Annotated in this window: 17 protein-coding genes and 1 pseudogene; 8 read left to right on the top strand and 10 right to left on the bottom strand. The window is 70.6% G+C overall.

Translation table 11 applies throughout. From position 1 onward, the window contains the following. Positions 1 to 120: 120 nt before the first annotated feature. The gene (locus tag AB0924_RS16195; RefSeq protein WP_070029835.1) at positions 121 to 291 is read right to left on the bottom strand and encodes a hydrophobic protein; all 171 of its coding nucleotides are present in this window, start codon (positions 289 to 291) and stop codon (positions 121 to 123) included. A 244-nt stretch (positions 292 to 535) separates the two neighbouring features. Between AB0924_RS16195 and AB0924_RS16190 the strand changes: the two genes are divergently transcribed. Continuing rightward, complete coding sequence (locus AB0924_RS16190) at positions 536 to 709, top strand: CsbD family protein (protein ID WP_358939521.1); 174 nt, start codon at positions 536 to 538, stop codon at positions 707 to 709. A 246-nt stretch (positions 710 to 955) separates the two neighbouring features. Here the strand turns inward: AB0924_RS16190 and AB0924_RS16185 are convergent. After that, positions 956 to 1,240 (bottom strand): annotated as a pseudogene (locus AB0924_RS16185) (kinase); the annotation flags it as partial. Between AB0924_RS16185 and AB0924_RS16180 the strand changes: the two are divergent. Next, on the top strand, positions 1,221 to 1,568 hold the full coding sequence (locus AB0924_RS16180; protein ID WP_358939523.1) for a hypothetical protein: 348 nt from the start codon (positions 1,221 to 1,223) through the stop codon (positions 1,566 to 1,568). The pseudogene AB0924_RS16185 and the gene AB0924_RS16180 overlap by 20 nt on opposite strands. A gap of 224 nt (positions 1,569 to 1,792) precedes the next feature. Continuing rightward, positions 1,793 to 2,626 (top strand): PIG-L family deacetylase, encoded by an 834-nt coding sequence (locus AB0924_RS16175; protein ID WP_358939525.1) that lies wholly within the window; start codon positions 1,793 to 1,795, stop codon positions 2,624 to 2,626. Positions 2,627 to 2,758: 132 nt separating this feature from the next. Here AB0924_RS16175 and AB0924_RS16170 read toward each other — a convergent pair whose 3' ends face one another. Together AB0924_RS16170 and AB0924_RS16165 are read right to left on the bottom strand one after the other, a co-directional pair. Beyond that, a complete protein-coding gene (locus tag AB0924_RS16170) occupies positions 2,759 to 4,054 on the bottom strand; it encodes a phosphatase PAP2 family protein (RefSeq protein WP_358939527.1) in 1,296 nt (431 codons plus the stop codon). A gap of 196 nt (positions 4,055 to 4,250) precedes the next feature. After that, positions 4,251 to 5,060, bottom strand: coding sequence for a dienelactone hydrolase family protein (locus AB0924_RS16165; protein WP_366911703.1), 810 nt, complete (start codon positions 5,058 to 5,060; stop codon positions 4,251 to 4,253). Between the two features lie 142 nt (positions 5,061 to 5,202). On the opposite strand from AB0924_RS16165, the gene AB0924_RS16160 reads away from it, so the two are divergent. Then, the gene (locus AB0924_RS16160; protein ID WP_366911702.1) at positions 5,203 to 6,312 is read left to right on the top strand and encodes a helix-turn-helix domain-containing protein; all 1,110 of its coding nucleotides are present in this window, start codon (positions 5,203 to 5,205) and stop codon (positions 6,310 to 6,312) included. An 80-nt stretch (positions 6,313 to 6,392) separates the two neighbouring features. On the opposite strand, the gene AB0924_RS16155 is transcribed toward AB0924_RS16160, so the two are convergent. After that, positions 6,393 to 7,085, bottom strand: a complete 693-nt coding sequence (locus tag AB0924_RS16155; protein WP_366911701.1) for a DUF4232 domain-containing protein — start codon at positions 7,083 to 7,085, stop codon at positions 6,393 to 6,395. Between the two features lie 77 nt (positions 7,086 to 7,162). Continuing rightward, positions 7,163 to 8,071, bottom strand: coding sequence for a PIG-L family deacetylase (locus AB0924_RS16150; RefSeq protein WP_366911700.1), 909 nt, complete (start codon positions 8,069 to 8,071; stop codon positions 7,163 to 7,165). A gap of 295 nt (positions 8,072 to 8,366) precedes the next feature. Here AB0924_RS16150 and AB0924_RS16145 point away from each other — a divergent pair, with 295 nt between their 5' ends. Further along, the gene (locus AB0924_RS16145; protein ID WP_366911699.1) at positions 8,367 to 10,673 is read left to right on the top strand and encodes a helix-turn-helix domain-containing protein; all 2,307 of its coding nucleotides are present in this window, start codon (positions 8,367 to 8,369) and stop codon (positions 10,671 to 10,673) included. A gap of 431 nt (positions 10,674 to 11,104) precedes the next feature. After that, entirely contained in the window at positions 11,105 to 13,705 is a 2,601-nt protein-coding gene (gene rph / locus AB0924_RS16140; RefSeq protein WP_366911698.1) for a rifamycin-inactivating phosphotransferase, read from the top strand. Positions 13,706 to 13,790: 85 nt separating this feature from the next. Here rph and AB0924_RS16135 read toward each other — a convergent pair whose 3' ends face one another. Next, the gene (locus AB0924_RS16135) at positions 13,791 to 14,867 is read right to left on the bottom strand and encodes an acyl-CoA desaturase (RefSeq protein WP_366911697.1); all 1,077 of its coding nucleotides are present in this window, start codon (positions 14,865 to 14,867) and stop codon (positions 13,791 to 13,793) included. A gap of 562 nt (positions 14,868 to 15,429) precedes the next feature. Between AB0924_RS16135 and AB0924_RS16130 the strand changes: the two genes are divergently transcribed. Then, positions 15,430 to 15,798, top strand: coding sequence for a gas vesicle structural protein GvpA (locus AB0924_RS16130; RefSeq protein WP_366911714.1), 369 nt, complete (start codon positions 15,430 to 15,432; stop codon positions 15,796 to 15,798). 98 nt (positions 15,799 to 15,896) lie between these two features. On the opposite strand, the gene AB0924_RS16125 is transcribed toward AB0924_RS16130, so the two are convergent. Beyond that, positions 15,897 to 16,343: an ATP-binding protein gene (locus tag AB0924_RS16125; RefSeq protein WP_358939543.1), complete on the bottom strand. Its 447-nt coding sequence runs from the start codon at positions 16,341 to 16,343 to the stop codon at positions 15,897 to 15,899. A 254-nt stretch (positions 16,344 to 16,597) separates the two neighbouring features. On the opposite strand from AB0924_RS16125, the gene AB0924_RS16120 reads away from it, so the two are divergent. Continuing rightward, complete coding sequence (locus AB0924_RS16120) at positions 16,598 to 16,969, top strand: STAS domain-containing protein (protein ID WP_358939545.1); 372 nt, start codon at positions 16,598 to 16,600, stop codon at positions 16,967 to 16,969. Between the two features lie 37 nt (positions 16,970 to 17,006). Here the strand turns inward: AB0924_RS16120 and AB0924_RS16115 are convergent, their stop codons facing one another. Next, entirely contained in the window at positions 17,007 to 18,218 is a 1,212-nt protein-coding gene (locus AB0924_RS16115; protein WP_366911696.1) for a fused response regulator/phosphatase, read from the bottom strand. After that, entirely contained in the window at positions 18,215 to 19,801 is a 1,587-nt protein-coding gene (locus tag AB0924_RS16110; RefSeq protein ID WP_366911695.1) for an ATP-binding protein, read from the bottom strand. Before AB0924_RS16110 ends, AB0924_RS16115 begins: the two co-directional genes overlap by 4 nt. Between the last annotated feature and the right edge of the window lie 6 nt (positions 19,802 to 19,807).

Raw genomic sequence — 19,807 nt, 5'->3', positions numbered from 1 at the left:
ACGCTCGGCGCGGCCGGGGCGCTGGTGTGCGACTCCTCCGGTGTGGCCCGGGTGCCGTCGGCCCGGCCGGGCCCCACGTCAACTTCGCCACCAGCGGCGCTCCTCACAGAGGATCCGCGCCTACCAGCGGTACCAGCGTCCCTTGCGGCCCGTGCCGTCCGCGGACCGGACGACGAAGCCCAGCAGCCACACGACCAGCACGATCACCGCGATCCACCACAGTGCCTTCAGGGCGAAGCCCGCACCGAAGAGGATCAGAGCCAGCAGAAGAACCAGAAGCAGGGGAACCATTGTTATCAACCTCCTGGCCACCGGATGCCCTTACCTCGCCCCTACAAGCACGCAATTTATGAGTTATTTCCAAGGGTCGAAGGGCACGTGCGCGCCACGCACGATTCCCCCTGCGCGACATTTGATGCACTGCGGCCTCGCCGCGAATACTGAGTGCGAATCTCTGGCCCTAGGTTTGCCCGACGCCGAGCGGGGTCATCCGCACAGGCAGGACTCACGCAGCAGCCAAAGGAGAGTGAACGGCATGGCCGCCAGTGAGAAGGCCCGGGCCAAGGCCGAGCAGGCCGTCGGCAAAGCCGCCCAGGCAGTCGGACGAGCCACCGGCAACGAGAAGCTGATCGCCAAGGGCCACGCAGCCGAGGCCGCGGGCAACGCCCGCGAGGCCAAGGAGTCGGTCCAGGACACGGGCCGGCCCTGACCGGCGATCGGTAACTTCACGTGGGGGCGGTCCCGGCATCCGGGACCGCCCCCACCTCTGGGCCCTTGAAGGTCTCAGGCCACGACCGGTCGGACACGGGGCGTCCGACGGAGACCGTCTCACCGCGCAGGGCCACAGCTTCCACGCACGTCTCGGCATCTCCCCACGCGCAGAGGCGCTCCTTCCCCATCGCTCGCGGGCTGCCGGCGCGCCCCCTCTCCGGCAGCGGGCCGGCGAGCACCCCGGTCAGCGGTCCAGCGCGGGCAGGTGTGCCAGGCCGGTGTCGAACATGATGCGGTCGACGGTCTCGTCCAGGGCGCTGCCGGCACCGATGACCGTCTCGGACCCGCCGGGCAGCAGATCACTCGGCCGGTACCAGTCACGCAGCTGTGTGTCGTCGACGTCGTCGGCGATCGGCTTGGTGGCGTGCCGGGCGAGGGTCTCCTCCAACGGCACGTCCAGGTAGTAACCGTGGGTCGGGCCGCAGTGGTCGGCGCGCAGCCGGGCGAGCATGTCGCCGGGGTGGTCGGCGAGTATCTCGGCGGCATGCTCCCGGAGTCGGCACCCGCAGACCACGGCGTTCCTCTACCGTGTCGCCGCCCGGATACCGGGCACCACGGTCGTCCCCGACGCGGTCGACGCCGCAGGCAGGCACGGTGTCGCCATCACCCTGGACGGTCAGGCCGAGGACCGCCAGGAGTGGATCTTCGACAAGTCCACGTACGCCTTCCTCGGCTTCCGCGACGTCACGCGGGAGGACACGGCGATCGGCAAGGCCGGCAGCGTGCTGCAGACCACCGCGGTGCTCGAGCGCGCCGTGGTGGATCGTGTGGGCGAAGAACCGCACCAGAAGTCCTGACCGTGGGGTGGCGTGTCGTCCGAGGCGGGAACAGCTGATCCGGGCAGCGCTGTTGCACCAGCCGAGGGACCGGCGCGCGGGCGGGGCACGGAGGGGCGGGGAGATCGTCCGTTCGACGCGATCCGGTCCCCCGGGCCCGCAGTACGCCCGGTCAGTCGATGCCCGCGCCTTCCATGGGCTGCCGCAGAATCGGACCGAGGCGTTTTCACACAGGAGGAATGTTCATGAATGACCGGCCCTTGACCCTCATGGCGGTGCACGCCCACCCCGACGACGAGGCCACTGGAACGGGAGGCGTTCTCGCACGGTACGCGGCGGAGGGTGTTCGCACGGTCCTCGTGACGTGTACCGACGGAGGTTGCGGTGACGGGCCGGGGGGTGTCAAGCCGGGCGATCCCGGGCACGATCCGGCAGCCGTGGCCCTGATGAGGCGTCAGGAACTGGAGTCGAGCTGCGGCATTCTGAAGGTCGCTCACCTGGAGACGCTGGACTACGCCGACTCCGGGATGATGGGCTGGCCGACGAACGACGCCCCCGGGTCCTTCTGGCAGACCCCCGTGGAGGAGGGCGCTGCCCGACTCGCGGAACTCATGCGCCGCTACCAGCCCGATGTGGTCGTCACCTACGACGAGAACGGCTTCTACGGCCACCCCGACCACATCCAGGCGAACCGCATCACGATGACGGCGCTGACGATGACCGGGCTGACACCGAAGGTGTACTGGACGACGGCGCCCCGCTCGATGATGCAGCGGTTCGGTGAGGTCATGCGCGAGTTCGGTGCGGACTGGCAGGAGCCGGATCCCGCCGAGGCCGCCGCGATGGCCGAGATCGGACTCCCCGACGAGGAGATCACCACCTGGGTGGACACCACCGCGTTCGGCGGTCAGAAGTTCGATGCGCTGGCCGCCCACGCCAGCCAGGGCGAGAACATCTTCTTCCTCAGGATGGGCCAGGAGAGGTTCACCGAATTGATGGGCGTGGAGACCTTCGTGCGCGTCCAGGACACCACTGGCGCGGGCCTGCCCGAGAACGACCTTTTCGCCGGACTGCGCTGATCCGCCCGCCTTCCCGGACCTGCGGTCTTTGATCACGAGAGTGGCCCTGCCCGGGAGCGCGGCGGTTGTGAGGACGCCGGCGCTGCCCGGGCAGGGCCGTCGAACGGGAACGTTCGCCTGATGGGACTCGAATCAAACCGGTTCGAGTCGCGGTTCCGGTTGCCGTGTTGGTGCCGCCGTCGGTTCCCACAGTTCGGTGGTCCGCAGGTAGCCGTAGATGACTGAGGTCATCACCAGAATGAGGAGCGGCCCGAAGACCCACGGATGTCCGGCCATCTCCATCGGCAGGTAGCGGTACGACACCAGGAGCGCGGCGAAGACCGTGGCGCCGTAGCCGACCAGCTGGATTCCTCGGCGGTCCCAGCCGCGGTCGAGTGCGCGCAGTGCTGCCTCGATCGTGAGCGCGAAGACCACGCCGGCGACGAGGTCCACGCCGTAGTGGTAGCCGAATCCCAGCGTTGCGCTGAGCGTGGCGATCAGCCAGAACGTGCCCGCGAATCGCAGAATCCGTGGGGCCCTGCGGGAATGGACGAATATCGCGGTGGCCCACGCGGTGTGCAGGCTGGGCATGCAGTTGCGGGGGGTGATCCCGTCGTATGGCATCGGGTGCGGGGCGATGATCGTCGGCGGTGTGCCCGGCCACAGATCGGCCGCCGCCCACTCCACGCCACCGGTGCCGGAGGCGCCCGGGCCGTAGGCGAAGACGGGCCCGACGACCGGGAAGATCATGTAGACGGCCGGCCCGAGGAGGCCGATCACCAGGAAGGTGCGCACCAGATGGTGGCGTGGGAATCGGCGCTCGGCCGCCACATCGCGCAGCTGGTACAGCGCTACGACGACCGCGGCCACCGCGAGCTGCGCGTAGACCAAGTGCAGGACATGGGGGCCGATCGGGTCGGTGGCGTCAACGATCCGGCCCATCAGCCACGACGGGTTGCCCAGGGCATGATCGGCGGTCGCCACGTACTGGTCGAGCACCGCCGGCCGGGTCTTCGCGGTGATGAGCAGCCAGGTGTCACCGGTCTTGCGGCCGGCCACCAGCAGCAGGCCCAGGCCGACGCCCTTCAGGAGCAGGACGCGTTCGGGGCCGGTGCGGCGCGTGACGGCGATGACCGCACAGCCCAGCATCACCCACAACGCGCCGTTGCCGAAGAAGTGGCCGTCGGCCGTCCTGGCGCCGACCGCCCAGCGCACCAGCACGAAGACGGCGTCGATGCCGATGGCGGCACCGGCAGCGATGAACCGTTGCCGCCAGGTGAGCACGACCATCATCAACGCCATACCGCCGTACAGCGGTCCCGGTTTCGGGGCGAATATCAGCCCGTTCAGCTGGTCCGTGATCGGCCCCGGTTGACCGTAGCGGCGTGCGGAGATCTCCAGCGTGATGAGGATTCCCAGAGCTGCCACGCATGCCGCGGCCCACACCATGACTCGCCGTTGACGGCACGCGGCCAACGCGGCTCTGCCGTTCACTGTCGAAAACACCCGCGCTGTTTTGGATATCAATCATTCAGCCGATTTGTTCGATATGGATTAATTGGACGGAAAGCCATGACGGTAGCCATCGCAAGCTCGAACATGCTATCGGAGCGATGAATGGCATCCGCCGGCCACGGGGGGGGCGTCACGTATTGCTCTGCAGGCGGTCGGTGAGGAAGGCGAGGATCTCGTCGCGGGCCCGGACCGTGGGGTGGCCGGCCTCGTCGACGAGATGGGCGGTGACGACGCTGTGCGGGGTGCCGACCACGTCGGCGAAGAAGGGCGGCGGGGCAGGGTTCGCGGCGCTGTCCGGGAGGACGCGCCCGTCGAAGGCTTCGCCGAGCAGCTTCCGGTAGGCGGCGAAGCGCTGCCCCGTGCACCAGCGGTCGCCCTCGAAGCGGTAGGCGAGGACGGTGAGTCCGTCGCGCCCGAGCCGGTCGCTCACCGCACGCGCGTCCGCCTCGTCGAGTTCCAGCCCGCCGGGGTCGTCGAGCGGCAACGACGGTTGGTTGACCACCGGAGCGATCACGGCCGGCTCCAGTGCCATGGTGAGGGCGAAGTTGCCGGTGAAGCACAGGCCGATCGCACCCACCCCCGGCCCACCGCACTCGGCGTGGGCCCGGCGCGCCAGGCCGCGCAACCAGACCGTCACCGGGCTGGTGCCGCCGCCGGCGAAGGCGCGGAACTCCGCGCTGACGCAGGCGCGGTGGACCACCTCCCGGCCGCCTTCGGCCGTGGGGAAGGCGCCGTCGGTGCCGAACAGGGAGGGCACGTGGACGGTGAAGCCCGCGTCCCGCACCCAGCGCGCGAGCCGCAGGACGTCGGGACTGATGCCCGGCATCTCGGGCAGCACCACGACCGCGGGCCCGGCCCCGGTCACGTACACCGTCTTCTCCACCCCCTCCACGTCCACGCTCCGGCGGTTGAAGTCCGTGATCGGGTCGTCGTCGCTCATGGGGCCAGCCTCGTCCCACGGCCGGCCGCCGGTTGAGAGGCGGGATCGCCAAGGCCAGGGGTAATCTCGCCAAGCGCAGTGGAAGGGCGGACGGTATGCGGGCGGCGCGCCGCGGCCGGAAGTACCAGGGGGAGCGGACGCGATGGCTGAGGCGGCGGCGCGGCAGGCACGGAAGGAAGCGGGTCCGGGCTCGGCACCGGGGGCGCTGCGCGTCGGAGTCCTGGCGTACCCGGGCTGCTTCGCGTCCGAAGTGTTCGGCGTCCCCGACCTGTTGACGATGGCCGGGCACGTCGCCGGACCGGACGGCCCCGGCTACCGGGTGTCGATCGTCTCGCCCCGCCGCCGGGTCACCGCCTCGGGCGGCGCGACCCTGGACGTGCGGCCCCTGCGCGAGGTCGACGTCCTCGTGGTACCCGGCTTCGAACTACGGCCGGACACGGATCTCGACGCCTGCCTCTCCCGCCTCGCCCCCGAGATCGCGGCGATCCGCGCGCAGGCAGCCGCCGGCACCGCCGTCGTCTCCCTCTGCGTCGGCTCGTTCCTGCTCGCCAGGGCCGGGCTCCTCGACGGGCGCCGGGCCACCACCTCCTGGCTGTACGCCGCCGAACTGGCCGGCCGCTGCCCGGACGCCGACGTACAGCCCCAGCACCTGGTCGTCACCGACAGGGGGGTGACGACAACGGCCGCCTTCAGCGCCATGTACGACTTCGCGCTGGACCTGATCCGCCGGCACAACGGCGCCCAAGTGGCGCGCAGCACCGCACGGTTGGCCCTCGTCGATGACGCGCGGACTTCCCAGGCTCCCTACGTCGACCCGCGGCTCCTCCCCCAGCCCGGCCAGGAGTTCTCCCAACGGATCATGAGACGGCTCGACCAGAACCTCGCCGAGCGGTACGACCTCGCCACACTCGCGGAGGCCTTCCAAGTCAGCACCCGCACGCTGCTGCGCCGCTTCGCCGAGGAGACCGGCCGCAGCCCGCTGGCCCATCTGCAGGCCTCACGGGTCCGCCGCGCCCGCCATCTGCTGGAGACCACCGACCGCACCGTCGCCGCCGTCGCCGCGGCCGTCGGCTACCAGGACCCCGGCACCTTCGCCGCCCTCTTCGCCCGCCACACCGGCCACCGCCCGAGCGCCTACCGGGCCGCCTTCCACCGCACGGCCCGGGAGTCCGCCTCGCGTCCGGGTGGAGACGGCAGCCAGGTGGACAGCGGCCCGGCAGCCACGGTTACTCCGGCCCAGGCCTGGGTCTGAGCCTGGGCCGTGGTGTCCGCGGCACCGGTGTGCTCAGGGCCGGTGCCGTGCCCCGCGGCGTGTGTCAGAAGCGGCGTTCGTCAGAAATCGTCCGCCCCGTTGCGGAGTTCGGGGGTCCAGTAGCCGGTGAGGGCCTTCGCGGGGTCGGCGGCGATGCCGCCGCTGCCGGGCGCGGTGACGGCGATGACCTCGGAGTCGCCCTCCAGCACGACGGAGAACGCCGACACGGGCTCATTGTCCTCGTCGACGCCGCCGTCCGAGAGCTTCACGAGGGCGTACGCGGGGGCTCCCGCCGTGAGCACGACCGGCGCGGCCGGCTTGCTCCTGGCGACGACCGGGACGTCCTGCTTGTGGCTCTCCAGGAGCTGGATGTGCGGCGCACCCACCAGCCGGCAGGAGTGACCCGAGGTGTTCCTCGCCGTGAGGACGATGTGGGTGTAGGGAGCACCACCCTGTGTGGCGGCGGTGACAGCGACGTCCCGCGCGGCGCAGACCCGGGTGGTGGCGGTCGCCTGCTCACCGGTCGAGCCCGCGGAGCCGCCGCTGCCGGTGCGGTCCGTCGGACTCTTCGATGCCGTCGAGCGCGCCGGGCCGTTCGAGCCCTTCGTGCCGGACGCGCCGGCCTGGACCTCGTCCGTCGCCTTCGCGGTGGCCGAAGTGGTCGCCGTGGGGGCCGATTCGCTGGTCGAGTCGCTCTGGCAGGCGGTGAGGGACAGCGCGAGGGCCGTGCCCGCGACGGCGAGCAGGGTGGTGTGGTGACGCGGAATGTTCATGAAGGTTCCCCGTGAGTGGTGCGGGGCCGCGGCTCTTTGCCGTCGGCCGAGGTCGTCCTGGTGTCGTGGTGCGGTTCTCAGTCGCCCTTGCCCGGCCGGTAGTCGGACGGCAGGGTGTGGATGAATTCGCGGGGGTCGGCGTGCGCGGCCTCCAGCAGGTCGGGGACGCTGTGATAGCCGAGGGCATACAGGTTCCGGCTCGGGTCCCACGTGTTGTAGGCGTACATCGCGTTGCGCTTGGTCTTCATGTGCGAGCTCGGGATGTCGAGCACGTACGCCGCGCCGTCCGCGCGCCGATCCCGGGGGCGCCCGTAGGCGTAGACGTGGTTGAAGCGCACGTCGGAGATCGTGCCGTCGTTCATCAGGCGGTACGCCACGTCGCTGCACGCCTTGTGGGTCTCGGTGCGCTCCAGCCAGCCGGCGGTGAACTTGTGCGACGCGCCGGGGTACTGCGCGGCGAGCGCCCTGACCTTCGCCTCGATGCGGTCGACGAGCTTGTTGTAGGCGGACACGCTGTCGAACCCGTCGTCCACGACCTTGAAGTTGATGACTTTGTCCACGCCCAGTGCCTTGGCGGAGGCCGTGAACTCGGCCGTCCGGGCGGCGACGACCTTGGTGGTCCCGTCGGTCGGCCAGGACAGGTTGTGCCTGCCGCCCGCCGCGCACGGGTGCGGGCTGTCCCAGGTGGTCAGGGGGCAGGGGTTGGTGTTCATGAGCTTGGCCAGGTCGGGGTTCCTGCCGTTGCTCACCAGTACCAGGTAGACGGGCCGGCCCGCCGCCTTGTGCTCCAGGATCGACCCGGCCAGACCGATCGCGTCGTCGTCCTGGTGAGGGGCGTAGAAGATGGCGGGTTTGGCGGCGGCGGACGCCGCGGGGGCCCGGCCCGCCTGGCAGGCGACGGCGGCGGCGGTCAGCGCGCCCGCCGCCAGGACGTTCCGCCTGGAGATTCCGCCGGTCTGCTCATTACTGCTGTTACTGGTGTTCACGTGAGGTCGCCCCGTTTCGTGATCGTCGCGTGATGTGTCTTCGGTGGTGGCTCGGCGCCGGGTGGTCTGTCGCCACCCCCCGGACCGCACAGGGTCCGCGTTCCGGCGGCTCGGCCCGTTGGGACCGGCCGCCAGGACTACGTCGGTCCGGGGAGGAAGGCGTCCGGCGCCTGTTCTCAGTCGATCACCAACGGCCCTCGGTGCCCAGGCGGTTCCGCAGGCGGAAGTACCGTCCGCCATACTTCTGCCGGGGGGGCTCGCGCTCGGACGAGCCGGATGATCGGGGACGTCGACGGTGCGCGGTGGCACACCTTCCACGGAGGACTTCGGGCAGCGGCTGCGCGTACTGCGGGCTCGTGCGGGACTGAGCCAGGAGGCGCTGTCGGATGCGGCCGGGGTCAGCGTCAGGGCGCTGGCCGACATGGAACGCGGGCGTACCCGAGGGCCGCAGCGCCGTACCGTCCAGGCGCTGGCCGAAGCACTGGGACTGGACACGGACGAGGCGGCGGGGCTGGAGGAGTCCGCCGCTCTGGGGCGTCCGCGCCCTCGGACGACCGCCGGGCCCGCCGCGCCCGTCACCTTGGCCCTGCCACGTGACATCCAGGACTTCACCGCCCGCGACGCGGCCCTCGCCCGGCTGCTGGACCTGGTGCGGGACGCCGGTCCGAGCCGGCCGGCGGTCGCCGTGGTCACCGGACAGCCCGGTCTGGGCAAGACCGCGTTCGCGGTGCACGCCGCGCACCGTCTCGCCCCGCACTTCCCGGACGGACAGTTCGCCCTGGACCTGCACGGCATGGACGCCGAGCCGGCCACTGCCCGTGACGCGCTGGCCCGGCTGCTGAGCGCGTCGGGGATCGCCGACGCCGCGATACCGGCCGGCACCGACGACCGCGCGGGCCTGTGGCGGTCCCTGGCCGGCGAGCGTCGGCTGCTCCTGCTGCTGGACAACGCCGACGACGAGTCCCAGGTCGCCCCGCTGCTGCCCGGCACCGGCCCGTCGCTGACCATCGTCACCAGCCGCCAGGCCCTGGCGGGTCTGACCTCCGTCCACCGGTGCGATCTGACCCTGCTGCGGCGCGAGGAGGCGGTGGAACTGCTGACCCGCATCGTCGGCCCCGAGCGGGTGCGGGCGGAGGCGCAAGCCGCGCGCGACCTCGCCGATCTGTGCGGGCACCTGCCACTGGCCGTCCGGATCGCCGGGCAGCGACTCCTGAGCCGGCCGCACGAACGCCTGGGCAAACTCGTCGCCCGTCTCGCCGCCGAGGGCCGGCGGCTGGACGGCCTCCAGGCCGGAAGCCTGCGGGTACGCGCGGCCTTCGCTCTCTCGTACCGCCAACTGCCCGCCGGTTCACGGACGTTCCTGCGCCGCGCCGCGCTGGCCGCCGGGCCGGACTTCAGCCCGGAGACCGGCGGCCTCCTGGCCGGGCTGTCCTACGACGAGGCGGTCGCCTGTGCCGAGGAGCTGACCGACGCCGGGCTGCTCCAGAGCGATCCCGCCGCCGAGCGCTACCGGTTCCACGACCTGCTCAGGCTCTACGCGGCCGAGCAGGTCGAGGCCGAGGACGGTCCCGCGGCCCGCGACGCCGCCCTCGACCGGACCACGCGGTGGATGCTGCGCCGGGCCACCGCCGCCGCCCTGCATTTCGACGCGGACCACGACCACACCGCTCCGTCCGGCGACCCGGACCCGGACGGAGCGCCCACCGGCCGGGAGGAGGCGCGGGCCTGGCTGGAGGCCGAGCGAGCCCAGTGGCTCGCCGCGCTGCGCCGGGCCCACGACACCGGCCGGCACCGCCAGGTCCTGGACGCGGCGGAGGCGATGCACTGGTTCTCCGACCTCAACCAGCACTGGGAGCAGTGGGTGGAGGTGTTCCGGCGTTCCTCCGACTCCGCCCGCGCCCTCGGCAGCAGACAGGAGGAAGCGGTTCACCTCAACTACCTTGCCTGGGCCTACAACCTCTGCGTGCACGACCCCCGGGCCGCCCTGGTGTCCGCCGACGCCGCGCTCATGGCGGCCCGCGACAGCGAGGACGGGCTCCAGCAGGGCTGGGCACTCGGCTACGGCGCGGGGGCACTGCATCGGCTGGGCCGGTTGGAAGAGGCACACACACGGCTGCGCGAAGCGGCCCGCTGCCTCGCCTCGCAGGGTTCCCCGCAGGCGCGGCTGGCCGAGCTGTCGATCCTCAACGCCCTCGGCGCCCTGCTGCGCCAGCTCGGCCGGGCGGCGGAGGCCCTGGACATCCACCGCCGTGGCGAACAGATCTGCCGGGCGGGTGTCCCGGGCCGGGCGGACGAGCTGATCGCGTTCTACCACGCCGTCCACCGACAGCAGATAGGCAACGACCTGGCGGCCCTGGAGTGCTGGCCCGAGGCCGAGCCGCCGCTGCGGCAGGCCCTCGCCTTCTTCGAGACCGCGCAGATGCCGTCCTGGGCCGAACAGGCTCGGCTCGACCTGGGCCAGGTGCTCGCCGCAATGGGCCACCCGGAGGCCAGGGAGACGCTGCTCGCCGCCCGTGACGCTCTCGCCGAGCTGAGAAGCCCGCGACAGGCAGAGGCCGCCACCGCACTCGCCGCGCTCGGCCGGGCCACCACCGGCATGTGAGACCCGGCCGGTCCGCGTGCGCCGGCGCAGCCCGGGTGCGGTCCCGCGGTCCGGGTGCGGTCCGGCCCGGAGAGAGGCCTCGCGTTCCCGCGCCAGGCTCGTGTCATCGCGGTGCGAGCGTGGGATGCCGGCGTCGGCGTGAGTACTGGCAGCGCACCATGGTGGCCGTGGTTCCCTGCCGGCTGCCGCTTCCGGCACCACGTCGGACGCCGAACCTGACCGGCGAGTACGGGCGATGAAAGACAAAAGCGAGGAGATCCTCTCCTCGCCACTCTCAACTTATAGCGCACCGGGGGGCTTGCGGCAAGGCCCCGGTCCTGGCGCAGAATCGTCGGCCGAGCCCACAACCTGCGGAAACGAGGCGCGACATGTGTGTCGCGGCCGACGTATGGGCGGGGCGAGGTGACGTCGGAGCAGCTGTGGGAGAGGTCATGACCGAGCAGTACGTGCTGGATCTTCGAGAGGTCGACGAGAGGCAGGTCGGCGCGGTCGGCGGCAAGGGCGCGAACCTGGGCCGGCTGTCGCGTACCGCGGGCCTCCGCGTGCCGGGCGGCTTCTGTGTGACGACGGACGCCTTCCGGCGGATCATGGCGGAAGCGCCGTCGATCGGCGATCGGCTCGAGGAGCTGTCACGCCTGCCCCTGGACGATCGGGAGGCGGTCCGGACGCTCAGCGCGGAGATCCGCCGGACCATCGAGGACATCGCCGTCCCCGCCGATCTCGCGGCACAGATCACGCGCGCGCTCGTACGGAACGGCGAGCGGGCCGCCTACGCCGTCCGGTCCAGCGCGACGGCGGAGGACTTGCCGACGGCTTCCTTCGCCGGTCAGCAGGACACGTATCTGAACGTCGTGGGGCCGACGGCAGTCCTCCAGCACGTCAGCCGGTGCTGGGCCTCGCTGTTCACCGAGCGTGCCGTCACCTACCGCCGGCACAACGGCATCGACCACCGTACGGTGCACATGGCCGTGGTCGTGCAGCAGATGGTCTTCCCGCAGGCTGCCGGCATCCTGTTCACGGCCGACCCTGTGACGGGCAACCGGAAGGTCGCCACCGTGGACGCCGGTTTCGGCCTCGGCGAGGCACTGGTGTCCGGCCTGGTGAACCCGGACGTCTTCAAGGTGCGGGACGGCGAAGTCGTCGCCGAGGCGATCGCCGCCAAGCAGCGCGCCGTTCACGCCCTGCCGGGCGGCGGGACGCGGGAAGTCGCGATCGACGCGCGGCGGCAGGAGCAGCCGGCGCTGACGCACGCACAGGTGGTGCGGCTCGTGCGGCTCGGGCGGCGGATCGAGGCGGAGTTCGGCAGCCCGCAGGACATCGAATGGTGCCTGGTCGATGGCGACTTCCAGATCGTTCAGAGCCGGCCGATCACGACGCTGTTCCCCGTCCCCGAGTCAGGTGACCAGGAGAACCACGTGTACGTCTCCGTCGGTCATCAGCAGATGATGACCGACGCCATGAAGCCCCTGGGGCTCTCCATGTGGCAGCTGACGGCCATGGTGCCGATGCACGCCGCCGGCGGGAGGCTGTTCGTCGACGTCACCGGGCGCTTGGCCGCGCCCGCCAGCCGTGCCGGACTCCTGGACCTCGTGGGGCGGTCCGATCCCCTGATCGGGGACGCGCTGGAGACCGTGCTGGACCGCGACGACTTCATCCCGTCGCTCCCGGACGCGGGCCCCGGCGGGCCGCCGGCCGGCAGCGGCGCCTCCTCCCCGGTCGAGACCGACCCCGCTGTCGTCACCGAGCTGATCGAGCGCAGCCGGAGGTCAGTCGCCGCCCTGGAGCGCGACGTCCGGACGAAGAGCGGGCCGGCGCTGTTCGACTTCCTGCTGGAGGCCTTCGAGGAGCACAAACGGGTGCTCGGTGATCCACTGAACATCCAGGTGATCATGGCGGGGATGGAGGCCACGTGGTGGCTCAACGACAAGCTGCACGAGTGGCTCGGCGAGAAGAACGCGGCCGACACGCTCACGCTGTCCGCCCCCGGCAACGTCACTTCGGAGATGGGTCTCGCACTGCTCGACGTCGCGGACGTCATCCGTCCGTGCCCGGAGGTGGTCGCCTTCCTGCGGGGCGTCGAGGACGAGGGCTTCCTGGACGAGCTGGTGAAGCTGCCGGGCGGGACCGAAGCACGCGACGCCATCGACGGCTACCTCGACCGGTACGGCATGCGCTGCGTCGGCGAGATCGACATCACGAGGCCACGTTGGCGTGAGCGCCCCGCCACGCTCGTACCCGTGATCCTCGACAACGTCAGGAACTTCGGGCCGGGTGCCGCGGAACGGCGTTTCGAGCAAGGGCGCCTGGAGGCGTGGAGGAAGGAACAGGACGTGCTGTCATGCCTGCGGGCCCTGCCGGACGGGGAGCGGAAGGCCGACGAGACCAAGCGGATGATCGACCGGGTCCGGACCTTCATCGGCTACCGGGAGTATCCCAAGTACGGCATCGTCAGCCGCTACTTCGTCTACAAGCGGGCTCTGCTGGAGGAGGCCGAGCGCCTGGTGCGGGCCGGTGTGCTCGCCGAGAAGGAGGACGTCTTCTACCTCACGTTCCAGGAGTTCCATGACGTCGTGCGTTCGAACCAGGTGGATTCCCGGCTCATCCAGCAGCGCAAGGAAGCCTTCCGGTCGTACCAGACGCTGACGCCTCCCCGGGTGCTGACATCGGACGGCGAGTCCATCACCGGGGCGTACCGGCGCGACGACGCGCCGGCCGGCGCCCTGATCGGCCTGCCGGTGTCGGCCGGGGCCGTGGAGGGGAGGGCCCGTGTCGTCCTCGACATCGCCAAGGCCGACCTCGAGGCGGGTGACATCCTGGTCACGGCCTACACGGACCCGAGCTGGTCGCCCCTGTTCGTCGGAATCGCGGGTCTGGTGACGGAAGTGGGCGGTCTGATGACCCATGGCGCCGTGATCGCCCGGGAGTACGGCCTGCCCGCCGTGGTCGGTGTGGAGCGCGCCACCCGCCTGATCCGCGACGGCCAGCGGATCCGGGTGCACGGAACCGACGGGTACGTCGAGATCCTTTCCTGACGGGCCCTTTCCCGTCACATCCCACGGCTGGAGGAGAAGCCGTCCAAACCCTGCCGGCAGGCCTCGCCGAAGCGCTCGTCGACGGTCACCGTGCACTTCGCTGCCGCCTGATCGGCTCTCCCACCCGGTGCAGATGGGTCAGGGCCTCGCGGTAGGAGCGGATCAGTCCGGTCTCGTGGTAGGGCACGCCGATCTCGGCGCAGTACTGCCGAACGACGGCTTGGGCGCGGCACAGATGGGGCGTGGGCATGCTCGGGAACAGGTGGTGCTCGATCTGGTGGTTGAGGCCGCCGAGCATCATGTCCGTCAGCCAGCCGCCACGCACATTGCGGGAGGTGATGACCTGGCGCCGCAGGAAGTCGGGCCGCTCGTCACCGGTGAAGGTGGGCATCCCTTTGTGGTTCGGGGCGAAGGTGCAGCCGAGATACACGCCGAACAGACACTGGTTGAGCGCCAGGAACGCCACCGCCTTGCCCGGCGGAAGGACCAGGAACAGGGCGGACAGCACGCCCGCGATGTGCAGCAGGAGCAGGGCGCCTTCCAGGGTTCGCTGCCTCATGTACGGCGAACGCAGCGCCCGCAGGCTCGAGACGTGCAGGTTGAAGCCTTCGAGGGTCAGCAACGGGAGAAAGAGCAGGGCTTGGTGACCACCGATCAGACGCGCCACACCACGGCTGGAGCGTGCCTGTTCGGTGGACCACACCAGGATGTCGGGGGCGACGTCGGGGTCGAGGTCCTCGTGATTGGGGTTGGCGTGGTGGCGCGTGTGCTTGTTCATCCACCAGCCGTAGCTCATGCCCACGCCCAGGTTCCCGAACAGCCTGCCCATGATCTCGCTGGGCCGGCGTCGCCGGAAGACCTGCCGGTGGGCCAGGTCGTGCGCGAGCAGGGCCACCTGCCCGAACACGAAGGCCAGGAAGGCCGCGACGGCCAGTTGGCCCCAGGTGTCGCCCAGAGCGAAGAAGGCCCCCCAGCCCGCCGTGTACAGCACGACCACCAGGCCGATGCGTGCCGCGTAGTAGCCGGGACGCCGACGCATCAGGCCGGCCTCGGCTATCCGTTGGGAGAGCCGTGCGAAGTCACTGCCGCCGCCGGCGCCGTGCTTCAACGTGTCGGCAGGTGCGGGCTGGGACGTCAAGGAGACATCGGGAGAAGTCGTCATGTCCGGAAGTCTTCTGTCGGCCGACGACCTGGAAAAGCCTGCCAGCCACCCTCCGCGTGCGAGGCATTCCCCCCGGGCGACCGGGGGTTAACCCCCGGTACGGCGGGCTTGCCGGGCCTCCTCATCGCGGGCTCCGAAATCTGGACCTCGATCGCCGAGACCGGCTTGTCGGAGTGATTGCCGAGCCGCGGTTGATCACCGAGCTCCGATGCACTGCCTGAACCGGTCGAATGGAATACCGGACTACCGCACTGGCCCGGTCCCGAATCCTTTTGGCCCACGTCTTCGATTGCTTCGACGGAGGATTTCCATATCGGTCCACAAGCGATTTGCGGCAGGCGGCGCACGCAGTGCACCTCGCGGAGGTATGCGGCGTGAGTCCGGCGGGGCCCCGTGCGGGGACGGGCCGCTCGCCCCCCTCGCACTGGTGTTTTAGCGCAGGTGGTGGGGGCATCCGCACCTTGAAGCTCGGGTCGCGGCGTGGGCCGGCGAGGCCATCGCGCCGCTGACGGGCTCTGCGGACAAGACCATGCCGAAACCGGACGATGAGGGGTTGGTCTCGATGACCGTGGCGACACAGCAGGGCGGCGGCGGAGGCGGTTCCAGTGGCCTGTACGACGTTCTGGAACTCATTCTCGACCGCGGTCTGGTGATCGACGCGTTCGTGCGGGTCTCTCTCGTCGGTATCGAGATACTCAAGATCGACATTCGGATCGTCGTCGCGAGTGTCGACACCTACCTTCGCTTCGCCGAGGCGTGCAACCGGCTCGATCTGGAATCCGGGCCGCGCAAGCCGGCCGGCCTTACCGAGCTCAAGGGAAAGATGACGGAGTCCGGCGCCCAGGGGGCGGCCAAGGGGGCCCTCTCCGGCGCCGCGGAGACCATTTCCGATGCCTTCAAGCAGGCACGCGAAGAGCACAGGGGGCGTTGACCGCCGGCTCGCACCGAACTGCCGCCCCGGCCGTCCGTCCGCCGGCCCCTCAAGGGTCAGGCATGGCGGTCAGGGGCGACTTCGCGGTGATCGCTCACCTACCAGAGGCGAGCGGAATCGTTGCCGGAGGGGTCCGCGAGAGCCAGCCGAGCGGTCATGCGTTTCCCCACCGTTTCCCGAACGGCTTCGACGCTCTGACAGACGGCTTTGACGATCTCCAGGCCGTGCTGCCCGACCCGGCTCGCGTCGGCGTCCCGTACCACCGGCAGCGCGGGATCGGCGTCCCACACCTGGACCTCCACCAGATCGTCGGCGATCCGCAGATCCAGCAGGATCGGCCCGGAGGCGTACTTGCGGGCATTGGTGACCAGCTCGCTCACCACCAGCTGTGTCAGCTCCACGGCCCGCGGGGAGACGGGGGTCCGGTATTCGGTACGCATCCGGGACAGGAAGCCGGCGGCCAAGCGGCGGGCCTCGGCGATGCAGGAACTCTGTCCGTCCAGGGCTGCCGCGGCATGTGGACGGCCGTCGTCGTGGAGCGTCATGCTGTCCTCACCAGACAAGGTCCGTTCCATCCGCTCGCTGCTGCTGCTACCCCGTACGTCAGGTCTGGTACCCGGGGAAGCCGAGACATCACACCGGGCACTACGCGGGCATATGTCGGGATCGGTTCCACCGCGGGCGTCGCCTCCTCCACCGGCGGGCGGTACTCAGGGGGATAGGCCTGGGCGACTGCCGGGCACTCTTCCGGAGAAACCATGCCTGGCACTGTCTGATCTCGAGGATGCTGAGGAACGCCGTGACGGAGACCGACGCCGAGCACACGCACGAGCCCGAGCTGCTGGAGGTGGTGTCCACCACTCTCGACGGCATCACCGTGGTGACCGCGGCCGGCGAGATCGACCACAGCAGTACCGGACGCCTCGTCCAGGCCCTGGATCCCAGTGGTCTCGGCGAGCGGCCCCGCGTGATCGTCGACATGGAGCGGGTGACCTTCATCGACTCCAGCGGCATCAACGTCCTGCTCGCCGCCCACCGCGACCTCACCGCGGCGGACGGCTGGCTGCGCCTGGCGAATGCCTCGGCGTACGTGCTGCGCACCTTGCAGATCGTCGGCATCGACACCCTCGTGCCCTGCTGCGCCAGCCTTCGCGAAGCCCTCACGGCCTGACTCGGCCCTCTTCGCCCCGCTCTGCCGGTTCCGGGAGCTACGGCACCGTGCGCCACGCGCTCGGTGTGCGGCCGGTGTGCGTGTTGTTCCAGTCCAGGCGCAAGACGGCGAGGTCGTCGGTGTGCCGGTCGGCGTTGAGCGTGCGGCTGCGGGCGATGAGCTGGTCCAGGTGGGAGCCGGGGTCCGGCGTGTCGATGGTGCCGATGATGTCCAGCAGGCCCTCGACGCCGAGCCGGGTGGAGTCGTCGGCGGCGAAGCCTTCGATGAGGCCGTCCGTGTAGGCGACGAGCGCGCCGCGGGCGGGCAGGGCGATGGTGGTGGAAGGCCACTTGCCCTGTCCGGGAACGATCCCCAGAGCGACCCCGTGGGCCGCGGTCACCACTCGCGCGCCGTCGGCGGTGACGAGGAGGGGTTCATGGTGGCCGGCCAGATGGAGGGTGACCGTGCCCGCCTCCGGGTTCAGGGTGATGAGGGTGCAGGTGGTGAAGAGGTCGCTGCCGGCCCGTTCGGCGATGTGGATCTGCTCCAGCAGATGGAGCAGATGCTGGTCGCGGTGTCCGCCGAGGATCAGGGCCCGCCAGGCGATGCGCAGGCAGACGCCCAGTGCCGCCGCGTCGGGACCGTGGCCGCTGACGTCCCCGATGACGGCGTGGATGTGACCGTCGTCGGTCTGGACGACGTCGAGGAAGTCTCCCCCCAGCAGTGCCTGGGCGCGGCCGGGGTAGTAGCGGCTGGACGCCGTGACGGTGGCGGAGGACAGGAGGGGCTCGGGGAGCAGACCACGTTCGAGGCGTGCGTTCTCCTCCGCGCGCAGACGCCCGATCTGCAGAGCGGCATTGGCGCGCTCGGCCTGCTTTCGCTGGACGGCGTAGCGCAGGGCGCGCTGCATCAGGTCGGGTTCGACCTTGCCCTTGATCAGGTAGTCCTGGGCGCCGGCCGCGAGGGCGTCGACGCCGGCGCGGGGCTCGTCCAGCCCCGTCAGGACGATGATCGCGGCGTGGGTGTTCGACTGGATCGCCCGGACCGACTCCAGTCCGGACGCGTCGGGCAGGTGCAGATCCAGCAGGACACAGTCCACGGCGTCGGAGGCCAGTGTCGCACGAGCCTCGGCGGCCGTGCGGCAGCGCGTCAGGGTGTGCGGCAGGTCGGTGTCGTGGAGGAGCTCCTCGACGAGAAGGGCGTCTCCGTCGTCGTCCTCCACGAGCAGGATGGCGTACCGCGCATCGCGGGTCGCGGCGGGATCGGTCACTGCTGGGCCCCTCTCTGCGGGGCCGCGGACGAGGGTCCGGTGGCGGGCAGGGTGAAGACGACGCGGGTGCCCTGGGTGTGCTCGGCGTCGATGCCGATGGTGCCGCCGTGGAACTCCACGACCTTCTTGCACATCGCCAGGCCGATGCCGGTGCCCGGATAGGCGTCCTTGGTGTGCAGGCGCTGGAAGAGGACGAAGACCTTCTCGTGGAACTCGGGTGCGATGCCGATCCCGTTGTCGGTCACCCAGAACTTCCACTCCCCCGCGTCGCACACCGCTTGGACCTGGACGCGGGGCGGCCGGTCGGGGCCGCGGAACTTGACGGCGTTCGAGAGCAGGTTCTGCCAGAGCATGCCCAGCTGGGTGGTGTCCCCGACGACGGTGGGAAGCGGGTCGTGGGTGATCTCGGCGCCTGTCTCCTCGATGGTCACGCTGAGGTCGTCCAGGACCTTGCTCATCACCGATTCCAGATCGACGGTCTGGTGATCGTTGTGAACCCGGCCGACCCGGGAGAAGGCCAGGAGGTCGTTGATGAGCGTCTGCATGCGGTTGGCGCCGTCGACGGCGAAGGCGATGTACTGGTCGGCCTTCGCGTCCAGCTGGCCGCCGTAGCGACGCTGCAGAAGCTGGGTGAAACTGGACACCTTGCGCAGTGGCTCCTGAAGGTCGTGCGAGGCCACGTACGCGAACTGCTCCAGTTCGGTGTTGGAACGCTTCAGGTCCTCCGCCTGCTCGTCCACAAGCCTGCGCGCCTGCTCACTGAACTCCAGTTCCTCCACCAGCCGTTGCCGCATCGCCTCAACGTCGAAGGCCAGCTGCCGCAGGTCGGCGGGTCCGGTACCGGCGAGTGAGCGGTCGAATCGGCCCTGCGCCACCTCGCGGGCCGCCGACCCGAGCCGGGTGAGCGGACCGGTCACGCCGCGACGCAGCCCCTCGAATATCAGGACCGCCACCAGGATGATGACGACGGCGATGACGGCGAACATCCAGTTCCGCAGCGTCTCCGCCCGTCTCAGCGTCCGCGTGGCCGTCGCCCGCTCACTCTGCAGATGGTCCTGCTGACGTGCCATGGCACGCCGCAGCGCGTCGAAGTCGGACTTGCCCTCCGCGGCCCGCTCCGTGGCGAGTCTCACGGCCTCGTCGGCCGGGGCTCCCGAGATGGGGCGGGCGATGCGCCGCTGCCAGGTGCCGGCGAGCCTCTCGACCTCCGCCAGGTCGGCGGCGGCGGCCCGCTCGTCCTTGACCAGGGGGCGCAGCAGGCTGAGGGCGGTCTTCTCGTCGGTCACGCCGCGGGCGTAGGGCTGGAGGAAGTCGGAGCGGCCGGAGAGGCCGTATCCGCGGATCCCGGTCTCCTGGTTGACCAGGGCCTGCTCCACCCGCATGGCCTCGATCAGGGCGGGCGAGCGCCGGTCGACCAGCTCGGAGGTGATCTGCGACGTACGCCACATCGCCCAGCCCCCCAGTGAGCCCAGGACCGCCAGGACCGCCAGGGTGGTGGCGACTCCGGTACGCAGCCAGCGCCGCGTCGTCCAGCTGGAGAGAACGCCTCTGTCGGACGGCTCGGTTTCTATGGCGGTCTGCATCTTTTC

This window comes from Streptomyces sp. NPDC047869 (genome assembly GCF_040704065.1).
In the GTDB taxonomy this organism is placed as follows: Bacteria; Actinomycetota; Actinomycetes; order Streptomycetales; family Streptomycetaceae; genus Streptomyces.
The sequence above is the reverse complement of the archived record's forward strand: the minus strand, read 5'-3'. Positions and strand labels throughout refer to the sequence as shown.

Excerpts from the sequence above, each read along its gene's own strand:
- AB0924_RS16195 (WP_070029835.1), bottom strand. The coding sequence starts at position 291 with ATGGTTCCCCTGCTTCTGGTTCTTCTGCTGGCTCTGATCCTCTTCGGT.
- AB0924_RS16190 (WP_358939521.1), top strand. The coding sequence starts at position 536 with ATGGCCGCCAGTGAGAAGGCCCGGGCCAAGGCCGAGCAGGCCGTCGGC.
- AB0924_RS16180 (WP_358939523.1), top strand. The coding sequence starts at position 1,221 with ATGTCGCCGGGGTGGTCGGCGAGTATCTCGGCGGCATGCTCCCGGAGT.
- AB0924_RS16175 (WP_358939525.1), top strand. The coding sequence starts at position 1,793 with ATGAATGACCGGCCCTTGACCCTCATGGCGGTGCACGCCCACCCCGAC.
- AB0924_RS16170 (WP_358939527.1), bottom strand. The coding sequence starts at position 4,054 with ATGGTGTGGGCCGCGGCATGCGTGGCAGCTCTGGGAATCCTCATCACG.
- AB0924_RS16165 (WP_366911703.1), bottom strand. The coding sequence starts at position 5,060 with ATGAGCGACGACGACCCGATCACGGACTTCAACCGCCGGAGCGTGGAC.
- AB0924_RS16160 (WP_366911702.1), top strand. The coding sequence starts at position 5,203 with ATGGCTGAGGCGGCGGCGCGGCAGGCACGGAAGGAAGCGGGTCCGGGC.
- AB0924_RS16155 (WP_366911701.1), bottom strand. The coding sequence starts at position 7,085 with ATGAACATTCCGCGTCACCACACCACCCTGCTCGCCGTCGCGGGCACG.
- rph (WP_366911698.1), top strand. The coding sequence starts at position 11,105 with ATGACCGAGCAGTACGTGCTGGATCTTCGAGAGGTCGACGAGAGGCAG.
- AB0924_RS16135 (WP_366911697.1), bottom strand. The coding sequence starts at position 14,867 with ATGACGACTTCTCCCGATGTCTCCTTGACGTCCCAGCCCGCACCTGCC.
- AB0924_RS16130 (WP_366911714.1), top strand. The coding sequence starts at position 15,430 with ATGACCGTGGCGACACAGCAGGGCGGCGGCGGAGGCGGTTCCAGTGGC.
- AB0924_RS16125 (WP_358939543.1), bottom strand. The coding sequence starts at position 16,343 with ATGACGCTCCACGACGACGGCCGTCCACATGCCGCGGCAGCCCTGGAC.
- AB0924_RS16110 (WP_366911695.1), bottom strand. The coding sequence starts at position 19,801 with ATGCAGACCGCCATAGAAACCGAGCCGTCCGACAGAGGCGTTCTCTCC.